Source organism: Chryseobacterium sp. ERMR1:04 (genome assembly GCF_001297705.1).
Classification (GTDB): Bacteria; Bacteroidota; Bacteroidia; order Flavobacteriales; family Weeksellaceae; genus Chryseobacterium.
In genome coordinates this window covers 643077-663584 of sequence record NZ_LIRF01000003.1, presented here as the reverse complement: position 1 = coordinate 663584, position 20508 = coordinate 643077, and the positions used below count along the sequence as shown (strand labels likewise).

Annotated in this window: 17 protein-coding genes; 11 read left to right on the top strand and 6 right to left on the bottom strand. The window is 33.2% G+C overall.

The genetic code is table 11. From position 1 onward, the window contains the following. Window positions 1-11: 11 nt before the first annotated feature. The gene (locus tag AMQ68_RS03090; protein WP_054509148.1) at window positions 12-590 is read left to right on the top strand and encodes a Crp/Fnr family transcriptional regulator; all 579 of its coding nucleotides are present in this window, start codon (window positions 12-14) and stop codon (window positions 588-590) included. A 65-nt stretch (window positions 591-655) separates the two neighbouring features. Here AMQ68_RS03090 and tnpA read toward each other — a convergent pair whose 3' ends face one another. Then, window positions 656-1090, bottom strand: a complete 435-nt coding sequence (gene tnpA / locus AMQ68_RS03085; protein WP_054509147.1) for an IS200/IS605 family transposase — start codon at window positions 1088-1090, stop codon at window positions 656-658. Between the two features lie 186 nt (window positions 1091-1276). Here tnpA and AMQ68_RS03080 point away from each other — a divergent pair, with 186 nt between their 5' ends. The 6 genes from AMQ68_RS03080 to AMQ68_RS03055 all read left to right on the top strand — a co-directional run bounded on the left by AMQ68_RS03080 (window position 1277) and on the right by AMQ68_RS03055 (window position 9344). Continuing rightward, window positions 1277-2134: an SDR family oxidoreductase gene (locus tag AMQ68_RS03080; protein ID WP_054509146.1), complete on the top strand. Its 858-nt coding sequence runs from the start codon at window positions 1277-1279 to the stop codon at window positions 2132-2134. A 128-nt stretch (window positions 2135-2262) separates the two neighbouring features. Continuing rightward, window positions 2263-3753, top strand: coding sequence for an MFS transporter (locus tag AMQ68_RS03075; protein WP_054509145.1), 1491 nt, complete (start codon window positions 2263-2265; stop codon window positions 3751-3753). Between the two features lie 136 nt (window positions 3754-3889). Next, window positions 3890-6049 (top strand): M12 family metallo-peptidase, encoded by a 2160-nt coding sequence (locus tag AMQ68_RS03070; protein ID WP_054509144.1) that lies wholly within the window; start codon window positions 3890-3892, stop codon window positions 6047-6049. Window positions 6050-6241: 192 nt separating this feature from the next. Further along, window positions 6242-7168, top strand: a complete 927-nt coding sequence (locus AMQ68_RS03065; protein WP_054509143.1) for a mevalonate kinase — start codon at window positions 6242-6244, stop codon at window positions 7166-7168. Between the two features lie 11 nt (window positions 7169-7179). Beyond that, window positions 7180-8109, top strand: coding sequence for a UbiA family prenyltransferase (locus AMQ68_RS03060; protein ID WP_054509142.1), 930 nt, complete (start codon window positions 7180-7182; stop codon window positions 8107-8109). Between the two features lie 65 nt (window positions 8110-8174). Next, entirely contained in the window at window positions 8175-9344 is a 1170-nt protein-coding gene (locus AMQ68_RS03055) for a proline dehydrogenase family protein (protein ID WP_054509141.1), read from the top strand. A 1405-nt stretch (window positions 9345-10749) separates the two neighbouring features. Here the strand turns inward: AMQ68_RS03055 and AMQ68_RS03045 are convergent. Continuing rightward, the gene (locus AMQ68_RS03045) at window positions 10750-11295 is read right to left on the bottom strand and encodes a helix-turn-helix transcriptional regulator (RefSeq protein ID WP_054509139.1); all 546 of its coding nucleotides are present in this window, start codon (window positions 11293-11295) and stop codon (window positions 10750-10752) included. An 824-nt stretch (window positions 11296-12119) separates the two neighbouring features. Here AMQ68_RS03045 and AMQ68_RS03040 point away from each other — a divergent pair. After that, window positions 12120-13229: a M14 family zinc carboxypeptidase gene (locus AMQ68_RS03040; RefSeq protein WP_054509138.1), complete on the top strand. Its 1110-nt coding sequence runs from the start codon at window positions 12120-12122 to the stop codon at window positions 13227-13229. A gap of 68 nt (window positions 13230-13297) precedes the next feature. Here AMQ68_RS03040 and AMQ68_RS03035 read toward each other — a convergent pair whose 3' ends face one another. Then, window positions 13298-13807: a DUF4920 domain-containing protein gene (locus AMQ68_RS03035; protein WP_054510004.1), complete on the bottom strand. Its 510-nt coding sequence runs from the start codon at window positions 13805-13807 to the stop codon at window positions 13298-13300. Window positions 13808-13950: 143 nt separating this feature from the next. Between AMQ68_RS03035 and AMQ68_RS03030 the strand changes: the two genes are divergently transcribed. Continuing rightward, window positions 13951-15360 (top strand): APC family permease, encoded by a 1410-nt coding sequence (locus AMQ68_RS03030; protein ID WP_054509137.1) that lies wholly within the window; start codon window positions 13951-13953, stop codon window positions 15358-15360. 332 nt (window positions 15361-15692) lie between these two features. Here the strand turns inward: AMQ68_RS03030 and AMQ68_RS03025 are convergent, their stop codons facing one another. From AMQ68_RS03025 to AMQ68_RS25040, 3 genes are all read right to left on the bottom strand, one after another. Next, entirely contained in the window at window positions 15693-16508 is an 816-nt protein-coding gene (locus AMQ68_RS03025) for a T9SS type A sorting domain-containing protein (protein WP_082383952.1), read from the bottom strand. A 194-nt stretch (window positions 16509-16702) separates the two neighbouring features. Further along, window positions 16703-17452, bottom strand: coding sequence for a hypothetical protein (locus tag AMQ68_RS03020; protein WP_123905591.1), 750 nt, complete (start codon window positions 17450-17452; stop codon window positions 16703-16705). Window positions 17453-17605: 153 nt separating this feature from the next. After that, entirely contained in the window at window positions 17606-17812 is a 207-nt protein-coding gene (locus tag AMQ68_RS25040; RefSeq protein ID WP_123905590.1) for a hypothetical protein, read from the bottom strand. 513 nt (window positions 17813-18325) lie between these two features. Between AMQ68_RS25040 and AMQ68_RS03015 the strand changes: the two genes are divergently transcribed. Further along, window positions 18326-19822, top strand: a complete 1497-nt coding sequence (locus AMQ68_RS03015) for a hypothetical protein (protein ID WP_054509134.1) — start codon at window positions 18326-18328, stop codon at window positions 19820-19822. Between the two features lie 235 nt (window positions 19823-20057). After that, window positions 20058-20498: a GPW/gp25 family protein gene (locus tag AMQ68_RS03010; RefSeq protein WP_054509133.1), complete on the top strand. Its 441-nt coding sequence runs from the start codon at window positions 20058-20060 to the stop codon at window positions 20496-20498. Window positions 20499-20508 lie beyond the last annotated feature (10 nt).

Here is a 20508-nt window from a genome sequence, read left to right as displayed (position 1 = left end):
ACCATCATCCAATGTTCGATAATTTTAAAAATTATTTAGAAAACAAAATTACTCTTTCAGATCAGGAATTAGAACTGATAAAAGATGTATGCATCTTAAAAAAGCTTCAAAAACGTCAATATTTAGCGCAGGAAGGAGATGTTTGGCAGTATAATGCATTTGTGTCGAATGGTTTATTGAAGACTTTTTCGATTGATCAAAAAGGGCAGGAGCATATTATGAATTTTTCTCCTGAAAATTATTGGACGGGCGACAGAGAAAGTTTAACGACAGGAAATCCTTCGGATTTCAATATTCTTGCCTTGGAAAATTCAGAAATCATATTGATTAAAAAAGATGATTTTGAATATATCTGTCAAAAAATACCTCAGTTTTATAAAATGGTAAATGATATTCTTCATAAAAGTTTTCTTGTCTCTCAAAAAAGGATACATGCCAATATGAGCTTATCAATCGAAGAAAAATACCACAATTTCATTCAGCAATTTCCGTCAGTAGCTAATCGTATTCCCCAACATATGATTGCTTCCTACTTGGGAATATCTGCAGAAACACTGAGCCGAATTAGAGCACAATCAGCAAAAAACTAAACCACTATGGACTTAAAGTCCATAGGTTTGGTTTGTGGACTTAAAGTCCACGATTCGTATGCAACCTACTCAATGATAAAATTACTTTGGTCCTGATCAGTGGGATTGCGATGATGCTCCAAATAGGTATTCAACATTTCATCTGTGATATTACCTGTACTCCAACATCCAAATCCTATAGCCCAAAAATGACGACCCCAATAACGCTGCTTCAATTCAGGAAATTCAACTTGAAGTTTTCTTGAACTTCTTCCTTTGAACAATTTAACAAGTGTACTTATATCTTGATTCGGACGATATTCTATATGCATGTGAACATGATCTTTTGACACAACTCCTTTCAAAATTCGAATATCTTCTGCTTCACAGATTTGAAGCAAAATACTGCGACAGCGTAATTTGATATCGCCTTCTAGAACTGGAAAACGATACTTAGTAACCCACACAAGATGTGCCGTTAATCTACTTACACTATGACCATTGCTGCGTTGATAATCCACTAAACAAAGATAACATTTTTAGAAACTGAAAGTAAAATGCACTAAAGTACATAGTTTTAACTATTTCTGAGACCAATAAAATATCATTGATAATTGTCAATAGTTTTTCCCGTTAAATATCAAGGATTCGAAGCGAATTCTGTGACTAATTTTGTCTCAACATTTAAACAAAAGATTTAAAATAAAATGAACAAAATAGTTTTCATCACAGGAACAAGTACGGGATTCGGGAAATTAATGACAGCTACCTTATCTAAAGAAGGACACACTGTTATTGCAGGAATGCGTGGTACCCAAGATAAAAATAAAGTAGTAGCTGAAGAACTTTCGGCATTGCCCAATGTAGAGGTGGTAGATATTGATGTGGCTGATGATCAATCAGTAAAAGAAGCATTTGAAAATACATTAGCCAAACACGGAAATATTGATGTCTTGGTTAACAATGCAGGTTTATCAGGTTTTGGTTTGGTAGAAGCGTATTCTATTGATCAGATCAAGAAGTTTTTTGAGGTCAATTTCTATGGTGTTATCCGTACGTATCAGGCTGTTTTACCAAGCATGAGAAAAGCAAAATCAGGGTTGATTATTAATCTTACTTCAGGTGCGAGCGGACATTCTCTGCCCTTTATGGGACCGTATTTAGCGTCTAAATTTGGGGTAGAAGCAATCACGGAGTCCATTCAGGATGAGTTGGCGCAATTCAACATAGAAAATGTAACAATCCAGCCGGGAGTTTATCCTACAGAAATGAATTCAGGAAGCAAAGCAGGTGTGCAGGCAGATAAACCAGAAATTGCTAAGGAATATGATCCTGTTGCTACTGATATGTTTAATGCAATTGGAGCCGGCTTATTCGGAAAAATGGCTGAGTTTGATATGAATCCGCAGGTCATTGCAGATGGTGTATTAAATTTGATTAATATGGAACAAGGTACACGTCCGCTACGGTATCCACTTGATGCTATCGCCCAAGGTACAGATGTTGAATTTATCAATGCCAGAGCTGAATTAAAAGCAAAATGGGTTTCAAAGTATACAGGATAATTTTAGGGAATTATTTCTAATAAATGGTGTTTAAATAATTCATATCTTCCGAGATATTCTAATTAATAAAAAAAACTGCAGAATATTCTGTGGTTTTTATATTTTTGTGCAACTAATATTTATTTGAAATGTCTGAAATTGAGAAGAAACAACCTCAAAACATAAAGAATAATCCAAAGATTATGAAAGCTTGGGCGGTCTATGACTGGGCTAATTCTGTGTACTCTTTGGTTATTACATCTACTATTTTTCCAATTTATTACTCCATTCTTACCACAGCGTATGAAAAAAAGGAATATATAGCGGAAACAAAAAAATGGATTGATGTTCCGGTAAGACACATGATCAAGATCTTCGGAAAAGAATACCAGCCGGATGCGGTGTACGGATATTCATTAACGATATCCTTCTTTATCGTCGTTTTATTATCTCCATTTTTATCTTCTTTGGCAGATACCATTGGTAATAAAAAATCATTTTTACAGTTTTTCTGTTATTTGGGAGCTACCTCTTGTATGGGATTGGCGATGTTTACAGGAATGCATAATGTCTTTCTGGGGCTCCTATTCAGCATCACAGCGAGTGTAGGATTCTGGGGAAGTTTAGTGTTTTATAATTCCTTTTTACCGGATATTGCGACACGGGATAAACAGGATGCATTGTCTGCGAAAGGATATGTTTACGGATATATTGGCTCTGTAGTATTGGTAGTTTTATGTTTGGTATTAATCCAGGTTTTTGCAAAAGGAGCTGCACAGCAATTGTTATTTACAAGAATTAGTTTCTTATTAACAGGTGCTTGGTGGTTTGGTTTTTCTCAATATACTTTCAAACATTTACCTCAATTTGGAGATGTTAAAGAGAAATTGCCTAAAGACCTTGTTCTATTAAACTATAAAAATATCTTTAAAAAACATGAAGATCAAGGAGGTTTCTTCGAAGTATTTAAAGATAATATCAGCTTCTATAAAGACATTGCGAAAGAAAGTTTTCATGAACTTTTCAAAGCAGGAAACTTATTATTTAAAGATAGAAATCTAAAATTCTTCCTGTCGAGTTTCTTTTTCTACAGTGTAGGAATGCAGACTATTTTCTTGATGGCAACATTATTTGGGAAAAGTGAGATCAACCTGGCGCAGGATAAATTGATCGGAACTCTTTTGGTTATTCAGATTGAAGCGATTATAGGAGCGGTTATATTCTCAAGATTATCTAAAAAAATAGGGAACAGAAACGTGATTTCAATTGCTATTATCTTATGGATAGTAGCATGTTTATGGGCATTTTTCTTAAATAAAGAAAACCCAACAGTAGAATATCAGTTCTACGGAGTTGCTGCTGTGGTAGGTTTGGTAATGGGAGGTCTTCAGGCAATGTCTAGATCTACTTATTCAAAACTTTTACCGGAAGATTCAATGGAGAATACAACATTTTTCAGCTTCTATGATGTATTAGAAAAGTTGGCGATTATTTTAGGGACGTTCATCTTTGCAACATTAATAGAGCACTTTAATAATATGCGTATCGCAGCTCTTTCTATGACGATATTCTTTGCAATAGGTCTTGTTTTAATTCGTTTTATGAAAGTTAAAATGATGAAAGACAGAGATACATTATAATTGATTATAAAGAATTTATAAAGCCATTAAAGAAATTTAATGGCTTTTTTATTTGCAAAATATTTTATTCAATATATGGTGATAAATACTAAGGAGGTATCTGATTTTTTTTGTTTATTTGTAAAAAGTAAATTATATGATTAAAAAAATTCTATTTCTTTGCATTATTCAATGCAGTATGCTGGGCTTTTCTCAAAACTTAAGGCCAATTGCTCAAAAAATTTCAGAATATCATATTCAAAACAAAGATTTTAAAAGGTATACTTTGTTTGAAGTCAATACAACTTCCAATAAGGCTATGGAGTACAAAAGAGCAGCTACAGATATTACAGTTCTTAGTCTTAACGTTGGCGAACTTCAACAGATTATTAAAGATAAGCCTCAGGTTATTGAAATCTCTTTTCCTTTTCAGGGAAATAAAAATGTTACAGTAGAGCTATATAAGAATCAAATTCTAACGAATGATTTTAAAGTAAATACCAATAAAGGTGAAATTACCAATTATACTCCTGGAGTGTATTATCAGGGAATTGTAAAAGGAGATGATTCATCTGTAGTAGCATTCAGTTTCTTTGATAATGATATAGTTGGAGTTGCTTCAACCTCAGAATTAGGAAATATAATTCTTGGGAAAGCGAAGAATTCTAATGATTTTGTAAGCTATTCAGAATCTAAATTAACCGGAGCAAATCCTTTTATTTGTGGAGTTGATGAATTAAAGGAAAATAAATCTCAGAAAATTTCACATAATCCAGCTACTGTTAAAAAGGCTTTAACCGAAAATTGTGTAAGGTTGTATTATGAGATTTGTTATACGCCTTATCAAAATAATGGTTCTAATATAACAACGACGACGAATTGGATTACAGCGATTCATAATAATATTGCTACTCTTTACAGCAATGATGATATCAGAACAGCTTTAAATGAGGTTTTTATCTGGACAACTCCCGATCCTTATACAGCAGGATATAGTGCCAATCTTTCTAACTTTAGAGTAAATAGACCTGTTTTTAATGGAGATTTGGCGCATTTGATTAACGCACCTGCAACAACAAGTGTTGCTTATCTTAATTCACTTTGTGGGGCTAATAGATATGCTTATTCAGGAATTTCTCAAACGTACAACAATGTTCCGGTATATTCTTGGACCATTCAGGCTATGACTCATGAAATGGGACATGCATTAGGCTCTCCTCATACGCACTCATGTTCTTGGAACGGAAATTCTACGGCTATTGACGGATGTGGTCCGCAGATAGGGTATACCGAGGGATGTACAGGTCCGATTCCTTCATCTACTGTAAAAGGAAGTATTATGAGTTATTGTCATTTAGTAAGTGGGGTTGGTATAAGTTTTAATAACGGGTTTGGTCCTCAGCCGGCAGCTTTAATTAGAAATACGGTAGATTCAAAAGCGTGTTTAGGTCAAAATTGTATTACTCCATGTGCTATCACGATTACAGAATTAAATATAAGCAACGTCACTCAAAACGGAGCAAATGCAGCTATTACAGATGCTGTGTCTACATTATGGAAATATAAGATGGCAACGATGGATGGAGCAATAGTTTCATCAGGAAATACAAGTAATCAAACGGTAAATTTCACGAATCTTCAGCCTGCTACTTATTATAAATTATCCGTCGGAACAGATTGTTCAGTTGGATACCAAAGATCACAGATTTTCTTAACAGATGCTGAATGGTGTGGTGGAGCTTTGTTTACAGATACTGGCGGCCAGGTAGGAAATTATGGAAATAATGAAACCATTGTAAAGACATTTTATCCTACTTCAGGAGCACTAACATTGATGTTTACCGAGTTTGCTTTAGAAAAAGATTATGATTTTTTATATATTTATAATGGTCCATCCACAGCGTCTCCGATGTTTACAAATGGCAATGCATTAACAGGGAATACATTGCCAGGTACGTTTACATCAACTCATTCTTCAGGTGCTATTACGGTGAGATTTGTATCAGATGAGGATTATAATGATACGGGATGGAAAGCTAATTTCTCGTGTGGAGTTTTGGCAGTAGGAGATGATAATCTAAAATATAATCCAGTAAATATTTTCCCCAATCCAGTTAAAAATAAGGTTACAATTTCGTCTAAGGAAGGATTGAAATCATATAAAATTTATAATGAATCTGGAAGATTGATACAGTCTGCTTCATCTTTAAAAGGAAACAAAATGGATGTCAATCTATCATCAATACAAGCAGGAAATTACGTTGTTTCTATTGAAACTGAAAAACAGACCATAAACAAGAAATTGATAAAGCAATAACTTATAAAAAATTAATAATAAAAGCCTGATGATGTCAGGCTTTTTTGCTATCTTTAAGAGAGTTATATTACTTTTTAAGATTTAATTTAAGAATTAGGATCCGTTTTCTGTTAAAATAAGTTATAATTCGGCGTGGATTTTGCTTATATTGAGCGGAATAATTTTAACTTTGCAAAAAAGATTTATTATATAATGACAAACCCCTTATTTTACGCAAAAATTCTTTTGTTCGGAGAATACGGAATCATTGAAGATTCCCAAGGTTTGACATTACCTTATAGTTTCTATAAAGGTACCCTCAAGTTCTCAGCATTAGATTCGGATTTTGAAAAGAAATCGAATGAACACCTTATAAAATACGCAGATTATTTACTGAATTTAGAGCTTCCAAAAGGTTTTGAAATCAATGTTTCAAAATTTAAACAGGAGATTTCTGAAGGCTTATTCTTCGATAGCAATATCCCGCAAGGATACGGAATCGGGAGTTCAGGCGCTTTAGTAGCTGCTATTTTCGAACGGTATTCTATTAAAAAACACAGTCCTGAAAACATCTCTAAAGACGAACTTAAAGATTTGAGAAGTGTTTTTGGATTAATGGAGAGTTATTTCCACGGAAAAAGCTCAGGAATTGACCCGCTTATTTGCTACATGAATCTTCCGATTCTTATTGAAAGCAAAGAAAGTGTAGACAAAGTAGCGATTCCTAGAAGCCAGGAAGGTAAAGGAGCCATCTTCTTAATTGACTCTGGAATGACAGGTGAAACCGGGCCAATGGTTCAAATTTTCTTTGAAAAAATGAAAACTGAAGGTTTCCGTAAAACATTGAAAGAAGAGTTTATCCGTTATAATAACGCTTGTATAGAGGCTTTCCTTAAAAAAGATATGAATCCTTTCTTTAGAAATTTAAAGAAACTTTCTCATTGGGCCTATGAACATTTTCGTCCTATGATTCCTGAAAGCATTTTTAATGTCTGGAAAAAAGGCTTGGATTCTAATGCATATTACCTAAAACTTTGCGGAAGCGGAGGGGGTGGTTATATTTTAGGGTTTACTAAAGACTACGAAAAAGCTGAAAAAATGCTTGACGGCTTCCATAAAGAAGTGATTTACAGATTTTAATTGTATTGGGAATGAATTCTGAAAAAGAAAATTTCCAAGAAAAAAACTTTGTCTCAAAATCTCTATTTTACAGATTTTCACAATTCGTGGGCTTTCTTTTAGGTGCACGATTTTTTGTGGCCATCTTGCTCACTTTTGCCCTCTATGTTTCTACCTTTTTCCTCTTTAATCAGGATGAAAGTTTCAGAAAATTCGTCTTTGATTTTAAGGTTCACGGCATTATTTTCTGTACTGTTTTAACCATTTTGGCGGGAGGAATTATCAATCAGTTCTATGATTTTGAAAAAGACCATATCGTAAAACCCTTCCGAACGAGGATTCAAAGTTTCATAAAACAGAAATATTTTCTCTATGCTTACTTGTTTTTAAGCATTATTTCGTTGGGCGTTGCGTGGACAATTTCGCATAATGTCTTTGCTTTTTTTGTGGTTTATCAATTTTTCATGTGGTTCTACAGTCATAAATTAAGCCGGATTTTAATCGTCAATAACCTCACTTTTGTAAGCCTTACGCTATATCCTTTTTTTGGAATGATGGTCTATTATGAGACCTTTTCAAAGAAGGTTTTGTTGATGGCGATCTTCCTTTTTCTTATCCTTTTATGCATTGATATTGTAAAAGATACCCTTACAAAAAGTGTAGATAAAGCCTTTGGATACACCACAATACCTAATTATTTTAAGACTAAAACAACAAAAGGAATCATTATTTCTTTGCTGGTGATCACCATGGCTGTTTCTATGAAATTGATTCTTAAAACAGGGATTTCAGGTTTTATGGCCTATTATTTTTCTGGGGGATTGTTTATATTCATCCTTTGTATTTACTTGCTGTTAAATTCTTCAAGAAAAAGTAATTTTCTGACGATCAATATATTAAGACTTTGGGTTTTTATAGGAATCATTGCAATGCTTCTGAACGGAATTGAAGGTAAAATATAGAAGAAAATGTTGGAAAAAGATTAAGGTTATCCTTACCTTTGCAACACTAAATTTAATATAAAGGAATGCCCATTTTTAACGATACTAAAGTTGCATTTGCAGACAAGTCTGATGCACAGTTAAGAAAAGCGTACTGGATGTTCAAAATGATTGAACAGCCCGCTCTTACAAGTCTTGGAACTTCTATCCTTAATTTCACTGTTCATCATGATTTCCCTTTCGTTACCGGAATTGTAAAAAACACTTTGTTTGACCAATTTTGTGGTGGAGAAACGCGTGAAGAAAGTATGAAAGCCGTGAAACAACTCTTTAAAAGAGGGGTAGGAAGTATTTTCGATTACTCAATTGAAGGTAAAGAAGACGAAGAAACATTTGACGCTGTTTGCAAAGAAATTAAAGATATCATAAGATTTTCTGTAGGAAATCCTGCGATTCCTTTTATTGTTTTTAAACCTACTGCCTTTGGTAGAATTGATTTATATGAAGCAGTTGGAAAGAATGCAGAGCTCACATCAAGCCAAAAAGAAGAGTGGGAAAGGGTAGTGAAAAGATTCGATGAGGTATGTAAACTTTGCTATGAACACGACAAAAAAGTAATGGTAGATGCCGAGGAAACTTGGATGCAGGACGCGGCTGATCACCTATGTGAAGAGATGATGGAGAAGTACAATCAGGAAAAACCTATCGTTTGGAATACGATCCAAATGTATAGAACCGGTAGATTGGAATATATGGAAGAGAATCTTCAAAGAGCCAGAGAAAAGAATTATTTTATTGGCTATAAGATCGTTCGTGGTGCTTACATGGAGAAGGAAAGAGCCAGAGCTGCAGAAAAAGGATATCCGGATCCTATCCAGCCTAATAAAGAAGCTTCAGATAAAAATTACAACTCAGGTATTGATTTTGTAATGAATCATTTAGATAAAGTTTCAGCATTTTTTGGTACCCATAATGAGATCTCTTCTGAGCTGATTATGGATAAAATGAAAGCGAAATCTCTTGATAATGGAAATCCGCATATTTACTTCGGACAGTTGTACGGAATGAGTGATAATATCACGTTCTATTTGTCTGATAAAGGATATAATGCTGCTAAATATCTTCCTTACGGACCTGTAAAAGATGTTGTGCCTTATCTTACAAGAAGAGCTAGAGAAAACACTTCTGTAGCTGGGCAAACAGGAAGAGAGCTAGGTCTTATTAAGAAAGAGCTAGATCGAAGAAAGAGCAAATAAGTTGATACTTTAGATACAAAATACCTTCCAATAGCTGGGAGGTATTTTTTTGATTTTATATTGAAAATAGACAGCAAATTTCAGAATATGATAATATAGATTTAATAAAATTTAATTTATATTGTGAATTAATTATTCTTTTTGTAACTTAGTTGTATAACCTTGAAAAAGCAATGAAATGAGTAAATCATTTTAATCGTAATAGCTGAAAAATATAAAGCAATAGCTTTAGTTTTCTTCTTCAAATATTTTTTAGCCTGATCATTTTCTTTGATCAGGTTTTTTAGGCTAAAAATTTTCAAGTTTTCCATTTTTGTAGACTAAAACAATAATTCTATTATATTAGACTGTTTTTCAATGCATTAAAAGTATTTTAATTACTGGATTTTTCTAATCGCTGAGAATCGGATATTTTTCTCAAAGTAGTATCTAGTGCGCTATAAAAGGTTCCTGAGAGTCCTCTTTTGAGTGCTCAATTTCTGAATTATTGGTGGAAAAATCTCCATCTTTTTTCATCATTGCAAAAAGATACGGAAGGTAAAATGAGGATTATATTTCTCTTTTCCAAATGTTTTTTAGCCAGATTTTTATCCTTTGATTAGGTTTTTAGGACATTATAAAAGCTTCTCTAGAGCAGTTTTTGAACTTCAATTTCGCTAAAATTTTCCTTTTTATTCATCATTATAAAAAGATAGGGAAGGTAAAATGAGCATTTTATTTCTCTTTTCCTATGTTTTTTAGCTGGATTTTTATCCTTCGATTAGGTTTTTAAACACTAAAAAAGACCTTTTTCGAGACTTCAATTTCTGTATTATTGGTGGAAAAATCTCCATTTTTGTTCATCATTATAAAAAGATATGGAAGGTAAAATGAGCAATTTATTTCTTTTTTCCTATATTTTTTAGTCGAATTCTTATCCTTTGATTAGGTTTTTAGAACACTATAAAAGGTTTTTGATAACTCTTTTTAAGGTTTCAATTTCCGCATTATTGGTAGCCAAATTTTTCTTTTTATTCATCATAATAAAAGGATTTAAAAGGAGAAATTAGGTTTTAAGTTCTCTTTTCCAAATATTATTAGCATGATTATTTTCTTGAATTTGGTGTTTTAGGGCTTAAAACTTTAAAATTTCTATTTCGAAGGATGAAACAATGAGTTGTATTGTACTGGTTTGATTTACAGTATTTTAGTTAATGATTTATGTGTTTGTTTTTCTAATCGAGGAGAATGGGATATTTTATCCGAAACAGTACTTTGTACGCTATAAAAGGTTCTCAAAAACCCTTTTTTGATGCTCAAATCTTCATCTTTATTCGTCATTATAAAATGATTCGAAAGGGAAGTAGGCTTTGATTTTTTGTCATTAAATATATTTTGCTCTGCTTATTTTCTTTGATTTGGCCTTTTAGGGCTCAAAACTTTCAAATTTTCCGTTTTCATAGAACAAGACAATTCTTTTTATCTTATTGGTCTGATTTCCAATAGCTTCACTAATGATTTGATCTTTTGATTTCTCTAATCGCGGAGAATCGGATATTTTTTCCTGAGCAGTACTTTGGGGCGCTATAAATGATTCTCGAGGGCTCTCTTTTGGGTCATCAATTTCTGTTTCGTTGGCTCCAAAATCTTCATCTTTATTCATCATTGTAAAAAGATCCGGAAGGGAAGTAGGCTTCGATTTTTCTTCTTCAAAGAGGTCTTCTTTTTCCAAAACTTCACTTGTTTCGGGTAGATCTGATTTCAACATTTCGCCTTCCCCGGTGACCAACCAATCCCATAATATTTCTGGAAAACTCGATTTTATTTTGATGATGAATTCTAATGAAGGCTTATTTCTTCCCGAAGTAATATGCGAAATAGAAGAACGCTGAACATCTATCTCATCTGCAAATTCGGAAGGAGTAAGATTAGAATACTCTATAACTTTTGAAATTCTTTCGTTTAAACTCATATTATAAGCTTTCAATTACGTTACAAATGTAAATAATTAAATTTACAAATGCAAACCTTGATAATGTACAAATGTAAACGATTAGGCAATACAAATGTAAATAGTATAACGCCTTATTAAATAGTTAGTTACAATGATGTAAATTCTGGTTTCTAGATTTGTAAAAATGTTTTCCACGGACTGTTTTTCATTTTTCGACAGATATTCACAAAAAAGTCAATAACTTATTAGTAAGTTCAGCGGTAATTATTTCGGTTAATTGACTAATAAAGCTATTTTTGTTAAGTTTCATTTGTAAATAGTAGGATCTGGCCATAAGTCTAGGTAAGTAAGTGTAAATAAGCATAAATAGGGAGTTTACTATTGTAATATGTACTTTAAATACTGATTAAATACCGGTTTTTAGCTGGATTAAGTTAGCTTTTATGAGTGGATCCCATTGGACTTAAATTAGAATTACATTTCTAAATTCAATCATAAATTGAGGATAGAAAATAATCAGTAAACTTCAAAATTCGGTTAGTTTACATTTGTATATAGTAATTTTGTGAGTATTTATCCACACTGTAGATGTTTAATTATATTATGCTCAAATACTGATAAATAGACAATTAGCCACTTCAAGTAAACTTCAAACTATCATTGAGATAAGCTACATAACTTATTGCTTTTCAATTAATTGAACATGTGTTGTTGAATTATATGTAATCCACAATTTTATCCACCGACATTTTGGCAATAAGCGTTGTTTATTCTATTTACAAATGTTAATTTTATTTTTTGACTGAAATTGGTTAAATTTGACTCTTGTAAATTATTGCACAATGAATTTTGAACACATCTATTTAGAAAACTCTAATTTTCCTAATCGCTATATTTCCCCTGAAAAATTATTTTCTTACCTACAGGCCAATCTCGCCGATTATATTCAGGAGATCGGAAAATCGTATTTAGAGAAACCTATTTATATGCTAAGCCTCGGAACAGGAAATATTAATATTCTTGCTTGGTCGCAGATGCATGGAAATGAATCGAACGCTACTCATGCCCTATTGGATTTATTAGCAACATTAGAAAAAGCACCTGAATTAAAAGACGAACTTTTTAGTAAGATTAAACTCGATTTTATTTTTATGCTAAATCCGGACGGTTCCGAAAGATGGACAAGATTGAATGCTTCGGATATTGATCTTAATAGAGATTTTCATAACGAGGCGAGTAAAGAAATTAAATTTCTTAAAAATGCAGTGGCTTCAAAGAAATATGATTACGCTTTGAACTTGCATGAGCAGAGAACAATCTTTACAACAGATGGAGTTCATCCCGCTACACTTTCATTTTTGGCGCCTTCTGAAAATGTAGAACGAACAGTAACGGAGAACAGAAAAAAATGCATGGCGGTAATTGCTGAAGTTTATCATCATCTGAAAGAATTAATCCCCAATCAAATTGGTAGATATTCAGATGAATTTTATCCAACTTCCACGGGTGATAATTTCATCAAAGCGGGAATGCCTACGATTTTATTTGAAGGCGGACATTTCGCAGAGGACTATACGAGAAAAGGAACAAGAAAATATTATACGATTGCATTGTACTATGCACTAAAAGCAATAAGCGAATTAAATTCTGATACGACAGGTTGGGAAACGTATTTAGAGATTCCCGAAAACCAGGAAACACATTATGATATTATTTACAGAAATGTAAAACTAAATACAGATCATGAATGTATTTTAGATGTGGCGGTTCAGTATCGAGAAATCATAGAGGAAGGGAACGACGAAATATCTTTTGTTCCTTTTGTGATGGAGGTGGGAGATGTGAAGAAAAAAAAGGGTTGGCTAGAAATCGACTGTACTGGAAAGAAATTTATTTCTGCAACTAAATATCCGAAATTGGATGCTGTCGCAGAATTCAAAATAGAAGACTAAAAAAAGCGGAACAAGAAATTGTTCCGCTTTTGTTTTTTATATCGTTTCGTTCAGAATGACAAAGATGATTAGTTCACAACTTTAATTCCGTTAGCTACAAATCTGATCTCTTCTTTTGGAGTAGTGATGGCGTCAATTTCAGCTTGAGGTTTTTTAGCATCTTCTGCATAATGTTTCTGCTCGTCAATAGAAGTTACTTTTCTTTCTGCACTTCCGTCCAATACAACCGTTTTACCTTTCAAAGCGGTTGGAACAAAAAACGCATAATCTTTCATCTTTACGAAGAACTGCGAATTATCTTCAGTTTGGATCGTTAGCCAACATCCTTTTTTATCGCAAACATCAACTACTTTTCCTTTTATCGCAACGTTTTCTACTTTTTTATTCTCTTTTTTAAGTTTTTTGCTTAGTTTGTCAACGGAGATTGCCTTAGATTCAGTCCCAGAAGCTAATGTGCTCCCGTAAGTATCCCCAACGATTGCATTTCCTGCAGGAGGACCCATTTTCTTTCCTTCTTGTGCAAAAGCCAGCGTTGAAACGCTTACCGCAACTGCAAATACTATAGCTTTGAATTTCATTTTTAATAATTTTTCCAAAAATACTAATAAAAATTGAATCATAAATCGTTAAAAAATTGATAAAAAACAGGTTTCTATCGAAATTTTAATCAAAATCCGAAACGAACCACATATTTATTTATATTTGACGCCTATACTTGACTATGCAAAAAAAATTAAAACTTTGGGATGCCATCATGCTGGTAATGGGTTCCATGATCGGAAGTGGGATCTTCATTGTAAGTGCAGACATGATGCGGAACCTCGGATCAGGATATTGGATGATCGTAGTCTGGGTCATCACAGGAATCATGACAGTGGCAGCAGCCATAAGCTATGGAGAGCTTTCGGCATTATATCCAAAGGCGGGAGGTCAATATACGTACCTTAAAGAGATCTTCGGTAAGAAGATGGGGTTTCTGTATGGCTGGGGATTATTTACGGTAATTCAGACGGGTACCATCGCTGCAGTGGCCATGGCATTCGGGAAGTTCACTGCATATTTGGTTCCTTCGCTTAATGATGCGGCTCCAATCTTCCAAAGTGGAGAATTTAAAATCACCTGGATTCAGATATTAGCCATCGCCATTATTGTTTTACTTACCTACATCAACACAAGAGGTGTCGAAAGCGGAAAGATATTGCAAAATATTTTTACAGGATCAAAGATTATTGCCTTGTTGGGTTTAATAGCGGCCGGATTTATTTTGGTTGATTTTTCCCATTTAGCAGAGAACTTCAATTTCGGATATGATTCTTTTAACAATCTTAAAAAAGATATCAGCGGTAATTTTCTTAAGGAAGGTTGGCAGCCGATTGGCGGAATGACTTTGTTGGGCGGAATTGCAGCAGCCATGGTAGGTTCTGTTTTCAGTTCGGTAGCTTGGGAAAGTGTGACTTTTGTTTCAGGGGAAATAGAGAATCCTAAAAAGAATGTTGTAAAATCTATGATCTACGGAACTTCTGCTGTAATGATTTTATATATCGCCGTAAATTATGTTTATCTGAATGCTTTAGACAGAGACGCGATTGCTTTTGCGGGAAATGATAGAGTAGCGGTTGCCGCTTCACACAATATTTTTGGAAGTGCAGGAACCGTAATTATTGCTATTTTGGTAATGGTTTCTACATTTGGATGTAACAACGGACTCATCTTAGCAGGCGCAAGAGTTTTCCAGACGATGGCAAAAGACGGAATGTTTTTTAAACAAGCCGAAAAAAATAATAAAAATGAAGTTCCTGCCAACGCTTTATGGATGCAGGGAGTTTGGGCTTCCCTTTTATGTTTGAGCGGACAGTACGGAAATCTTTTGGATATGATTTCTTTTGTAATTGTTTTATTCTACATGATTACCGTTTTCGGAGTTATTTATTTAAGATTCAAACAACCGGATTTAGAAAGGCCTTATAAAACCTGGCTATATCCAATTACTCCAATTGTGTATTTGTTGATAGGATCTGGTTTCTGTATTTTACTTTTAATTTACAAACAACAATATACCTGGCCCGGATTTGTAATGGTTCTTCTCGGACTTCCGGTATATTATTTTATCAATCGAAAAAATAGAACGTAAGAATAAATTTCAAAAGCTGTTTGACTAAGTCGGACAGCTTTTTTATTATTCTTAAAACAGGTTGATGACTTCCTGACATCTTCGGAGGTATTTGTTTGAAGATATTAAGCAGAAAACCTCCGCTCAATAATGAGCGAAGGTCTCTGGGATTACTATAACAGGTTTCTCGCGCGATGAAAAAACGAGAGAAACTCTGATTATAGAAACAAAAACACTAAACACAAATTTTGTTATAACTGCAATATCTACAAAACAGCTCCCTTTTCAGCTAAAAAAATATCGGACAAACACGAGGGAGCATGTTTTGTAGTTGACCTTGAATGAGGGATAAATTATTTTTTCATGAATTTCATTTCGGTTTTTTGATCTTTATTTTCAACAGACAATACATAAGTACCATTAACAAATTCTGATACAATAATCTTGTTATTCGTAGTATCAATAGTACCTCTTTTTATTATTCTGCCTTCGGTATTGTAAATTTTGTATTGAGACGTTCCTTTCAAACCAGATAGCTTTACAAATTCTGTAGAGGGATTAGGATATAACTTTACTTTGTCTGTCAAATTACGATCTTCAACGCCTAAAGATCCTCCTTTATTTCCTGCTTCAATCGCTACATTTGGAGTGTTTTGGTAAGCATACGATTTGATAGTAAGCTTATTGGTTGCAAAAGAGACCAGAACCCAACCGTAATAATATTGTCCAGCCACTAAGAATCTAACTCCGATATAACGATCACCTAATCCTAAAAAGTTGGAGCTCTCACCGTCTCCAATGAGAGGGCCTCGTGGCTCGGTAATCCATCCTGCAGATGAAGAACCAATCATTGTATCTACATTTAGAGGCATTGCATAAGGTACTCCATACGAGTTAAAAGATCCCAAACCCATTACCTGATTATTTGGGTTATAAGAATTAGAGCTCGTGATATGCATAAAATATGTTCCAGCGCTGAAAACATCCCATCTGAAATTAAAATCTACAGCTCCGTCATTATTAAAATCAATGGGAAAGAGATTGGCTGCACTTCCTCCTGTAGGAGAAAGATCTATTTCAAAGTTGGGATTAACCGGAGTGTATACAATTTGAGAAGAGGCTTTACCCATCATGAGTAGCGTTAAGCCAAGAAATAATATTTTTTTCATTTGAATAAATTTTTAAATTGTGGTTTTTAGAATCCTATATAGACTAAGGTAAATCAGACATGGGAACATTAATTATAAATAAAAGAGGGAGCTTATAATTGTTTAGTCTGATCAATTTTAAATCCTAGTTAGCGATAAATCGAGTTGTAATTATGAGGGTATAATTTATGAAGCATTTAAGGATGAAATTGTTTTTAATTTATTGGTAAAGCATATAATTGGTTTTCACTCCAACTACCTCCAAAAGTATCAACAGTACCAGTTGTATCTGTAAATGCATAGTAGTAATAGGTTTTATCTGCACCCGATGTGTTGTTAATGATTAAAGAACCATTCATAACATGCCAACGTGTGCCGGAATTCATTATACCACTAATCCATCTTCCTTGCGTCCCGTTCGTAACAATATCCGGAGAAATAGACGTACTCATTGACGAATCAGAAAATGTACTTCGTACATTGAACCAACCTCCAGACATTGAAGTTAGATTAACGAGTTGAGTTGTCATTACAAGCCACCTGCCTGGTCCTAGTGTTAAGAAACTTCCTGTTTGAACTGCTAAACCACCAGTAGAAATATTAGCACCAAGACCCATAGTAGCTAAAACAAGAGATTTTGTTGCTGTTGAGGTTTGCCAAGAAGCTATACCATTGATATCTGAAACAAGTACTTTTCCAATTCCTTCAGTCCCATCTGTAATTTTTATATTACCCACTACATCTAGCTTTGCGGAAGGAGCAGTAGTTCCAACGCCCACATTTCCTATACTGGTAACGGTAAAATCATTTGCTTGTTGAGTAGCAGTAGGAGTTCCTGTTTCGGCATTGTCTTTAGCTCCATCAACGTGGAAAGTGCCTTGAGGGTTTGGAGTATTAATGCCAACTTGCGAATATGCTAAAGACGAAACAGTCATTAGGCATAAAATAATAAGATTTTTTTTCACTTTGAATAAATTTAAATTGTTGTTTTTAGAATCATAGCATAGAGTACAGGTACATCCGAGGCAGTGGGTGTATTAATTATGAGGTAGAAGAGGGAGTTTATAATTGGGATGTGATAGAGGAATGTTTTTTTTTAAATTATAAGTAAAAAGGATTTAAAATGTTTTTTTTATTTTGATTTTACAAACTTTTCCATTTTCAAAAAAGATAATCCATAGCGTCTTCATTCCAAACCAATTGGTTTTAATATGGCAGCTCCAAATATCAGATAGATAATTATTAGATTGATTTCCTATCTCTGCCATTATTTGTGATCTGTTTTTGCCAAGATATCTAAGGTGATTAGAGTGTTTGCTTTTCATTGAATAATTTTTTTTGGATGTTTTGTATTTTTAGAATCGTTTTGATGCATGCACTATAAAAAAACTTAGATGCAAATTTATCACATTGCTGAAAAGCCGCTTCACGCAGTCGATAGCAATTATACATAATTATACGCAACAGCAATTGCAGTAGCTATGCAGTATCTTTTTGTTAACAGTAAAACAGACGTAATGGGGAACAATAAAAGCAACTCCACAACACAAGGGTTTTGAGTTTAGGGAAGTTTCAGTGAAGAATAAAAGTAATAGAACTTGGTTGGATTTGTTAAAATTAGAATGCAAAAAAAAGACATCATGGAAGCCGTAAAATAAGAGATGAAACTAATTAGTAATTTGAAACACCTCAATAATATATTAGGCATTTCTTTATATTTTAAAATGCAGTACAATTACAGTAAATTATTTTGGCGAAATCCTCGCATTATCTTAATTACAGATTTTCTTAATCTAAAAATTACATTGTATATTTGTATATACACATCATAACTAGGAATGAAAAAAAATATTCTCAATAATCTAATTTCATTATCATTTCTTCTTTTATTCACTATTTGCTCAAATAAAGCATTTTCCCAGAATTCTACTACAAGAATCAATAAGTTAATTGAAACCCTAGATCAAACTTATACTAAAGGCAATGTTGATAAGAAAAAAACGTTAAACCTTGCAGCTGATATTTATTATTTATCGAAAGAAGCGAAATTTATTCATGGCCAGACATATTCTATTTTTGAAGAAGTCAGGATATATTATTTTGATGGTAACTTTGAGTTGTCATTAAAAAAAATCAATGAAGGAATTGCGCTTGCAAAATCACAGGAAGATTATGATATGCTTTGCAGATTACTGTTAATATATCAAAGTTCTCTTTTGAGGTTAGGTTATCCTATTGAAGCTCAGCAAATTTTAAAGAAATGTGATGAGTATAATGATCTAAATATCTCAAAAGAAAATAAAAGGATTAATGATATTTATATTACCTTATCACAAGCAGATCTGTTAGTAGATGATCTGGGGCTAAGTACTGATATGAGCGCTGTACTATTGTTGAAGAAAAAAGCACTTTCAGAAACCCTAGAACTTAATGACTCTAATAAGTATAAAAAAATAACCTTAATTTATTGTCTTGAATCTCTTGCGTGGTCGGCTGCTCTGTCCGGAAACCTTGATGAAGCCAGGAAATATACACAGCAGATTGATCAACTTTTAGTTAATTTTCCGAACGAATATTCTATTATTCAAAATCTTATCATTAAAGGAGCAATAGAGAATTTATCTAAAAACTACCATCAGGCCGTTGTATATTTTTCTGAGACTATTGTAAGAGCCAAAAAAAGCAACAGTATTTATAAGTTATATGAAACCTATCCAATGATCTCTGTTTCATATAATGAGTTAAAAGATTTTGAAAATGCAACTGTTTATTCTTGGAAGTTCAAATATCTTTCTGATAGCATTAGTCAAGTAAAGAAAAAATATGATAATATAAGTCTGATTAATAAAATTAATTCTCAAATTAATAATCCCCCTAAAAAAAATATTTTCAACGCTATGAATGTTGGAATCATTGTATTTATATTAATTCTAGCCTTAATCGGAGTGTTATTTTATAAAAAAGCTTTTATGAAAAATATTCCCGTTAAAGAAAATGAAGAGGTATTACAAGATGCACATCTTCACCATATAACAAACACTGAAAATATTGAAAAACTTGTTAGTCTTGCTAAAAATGATATTAATTCGTATTATTTGGTTTTTCAAAAATATTTCCCTTCATTTTACCGATTACTAAAAGAAAAATATCCTGATCTTACCATAATGGATCTTAACTTTTGTTCTTTGATAAAAATGAATTTTGAAGTAAAAGAAATTTCACTGTATTGTAAATCCAGCACTAGATCTGTTGAAAGCAGAAAATATAGGGTGATGAAGAAAATGGGGGTTAAAAATCAAAACGAACTTTATATTACAATATCAGCTATTGAATAACCATAAGGCAGGCTTTTTTAACTTATACATTGCAACCTATCTCAATGGCTAGTCGGGGCTTTTTAATTTTTTCAACATACGAGAAAGTAATTATTAATACAGTTAATCACGATTTTTGTCTGCCTGAAAGCACATCAACATTTTTACTTTCAAATAACCCATTATTTCGTGAAAATGTTTAATTTGGTATTTCGTTTCAAGTAAACGTTATGATGAAATAAAAAATAAAGGATTTATGGACACACCAAATTACAGAATGCCTTTTGTTCCATCAACATTAATGACCGAGGGAGGAAGTATTGATACCTGCGGTATGGGGGAAAGTATTGCCCATAACATTATGCTGATGATAACAACCAAAAAAGGGGAAAACAGATATGATGAAAATTACGGAAACGATGTTTGGAATCTGGAATTCGATAATGGAGTTACAAGTGCCGTTTGGGAAAGCGTTTTTATTAAAAGTCTTAAAAGACAGATACAACAATATGAACCCCGAATTGTTCAGCCTCAGGTTGAAGCGTACATACAATTTGTAGAACACAACTACGACACAAAAGAGCATACCGAGATCAAGAAAAAAGTGAGAATTGCCATTAATGCAAAAATGGACGAAACGGGAGAACGTTTCAGCTTTTCCACAGAATTATTTTTGAGCCCCATGTCTGTCGATTAAAAATGTATTG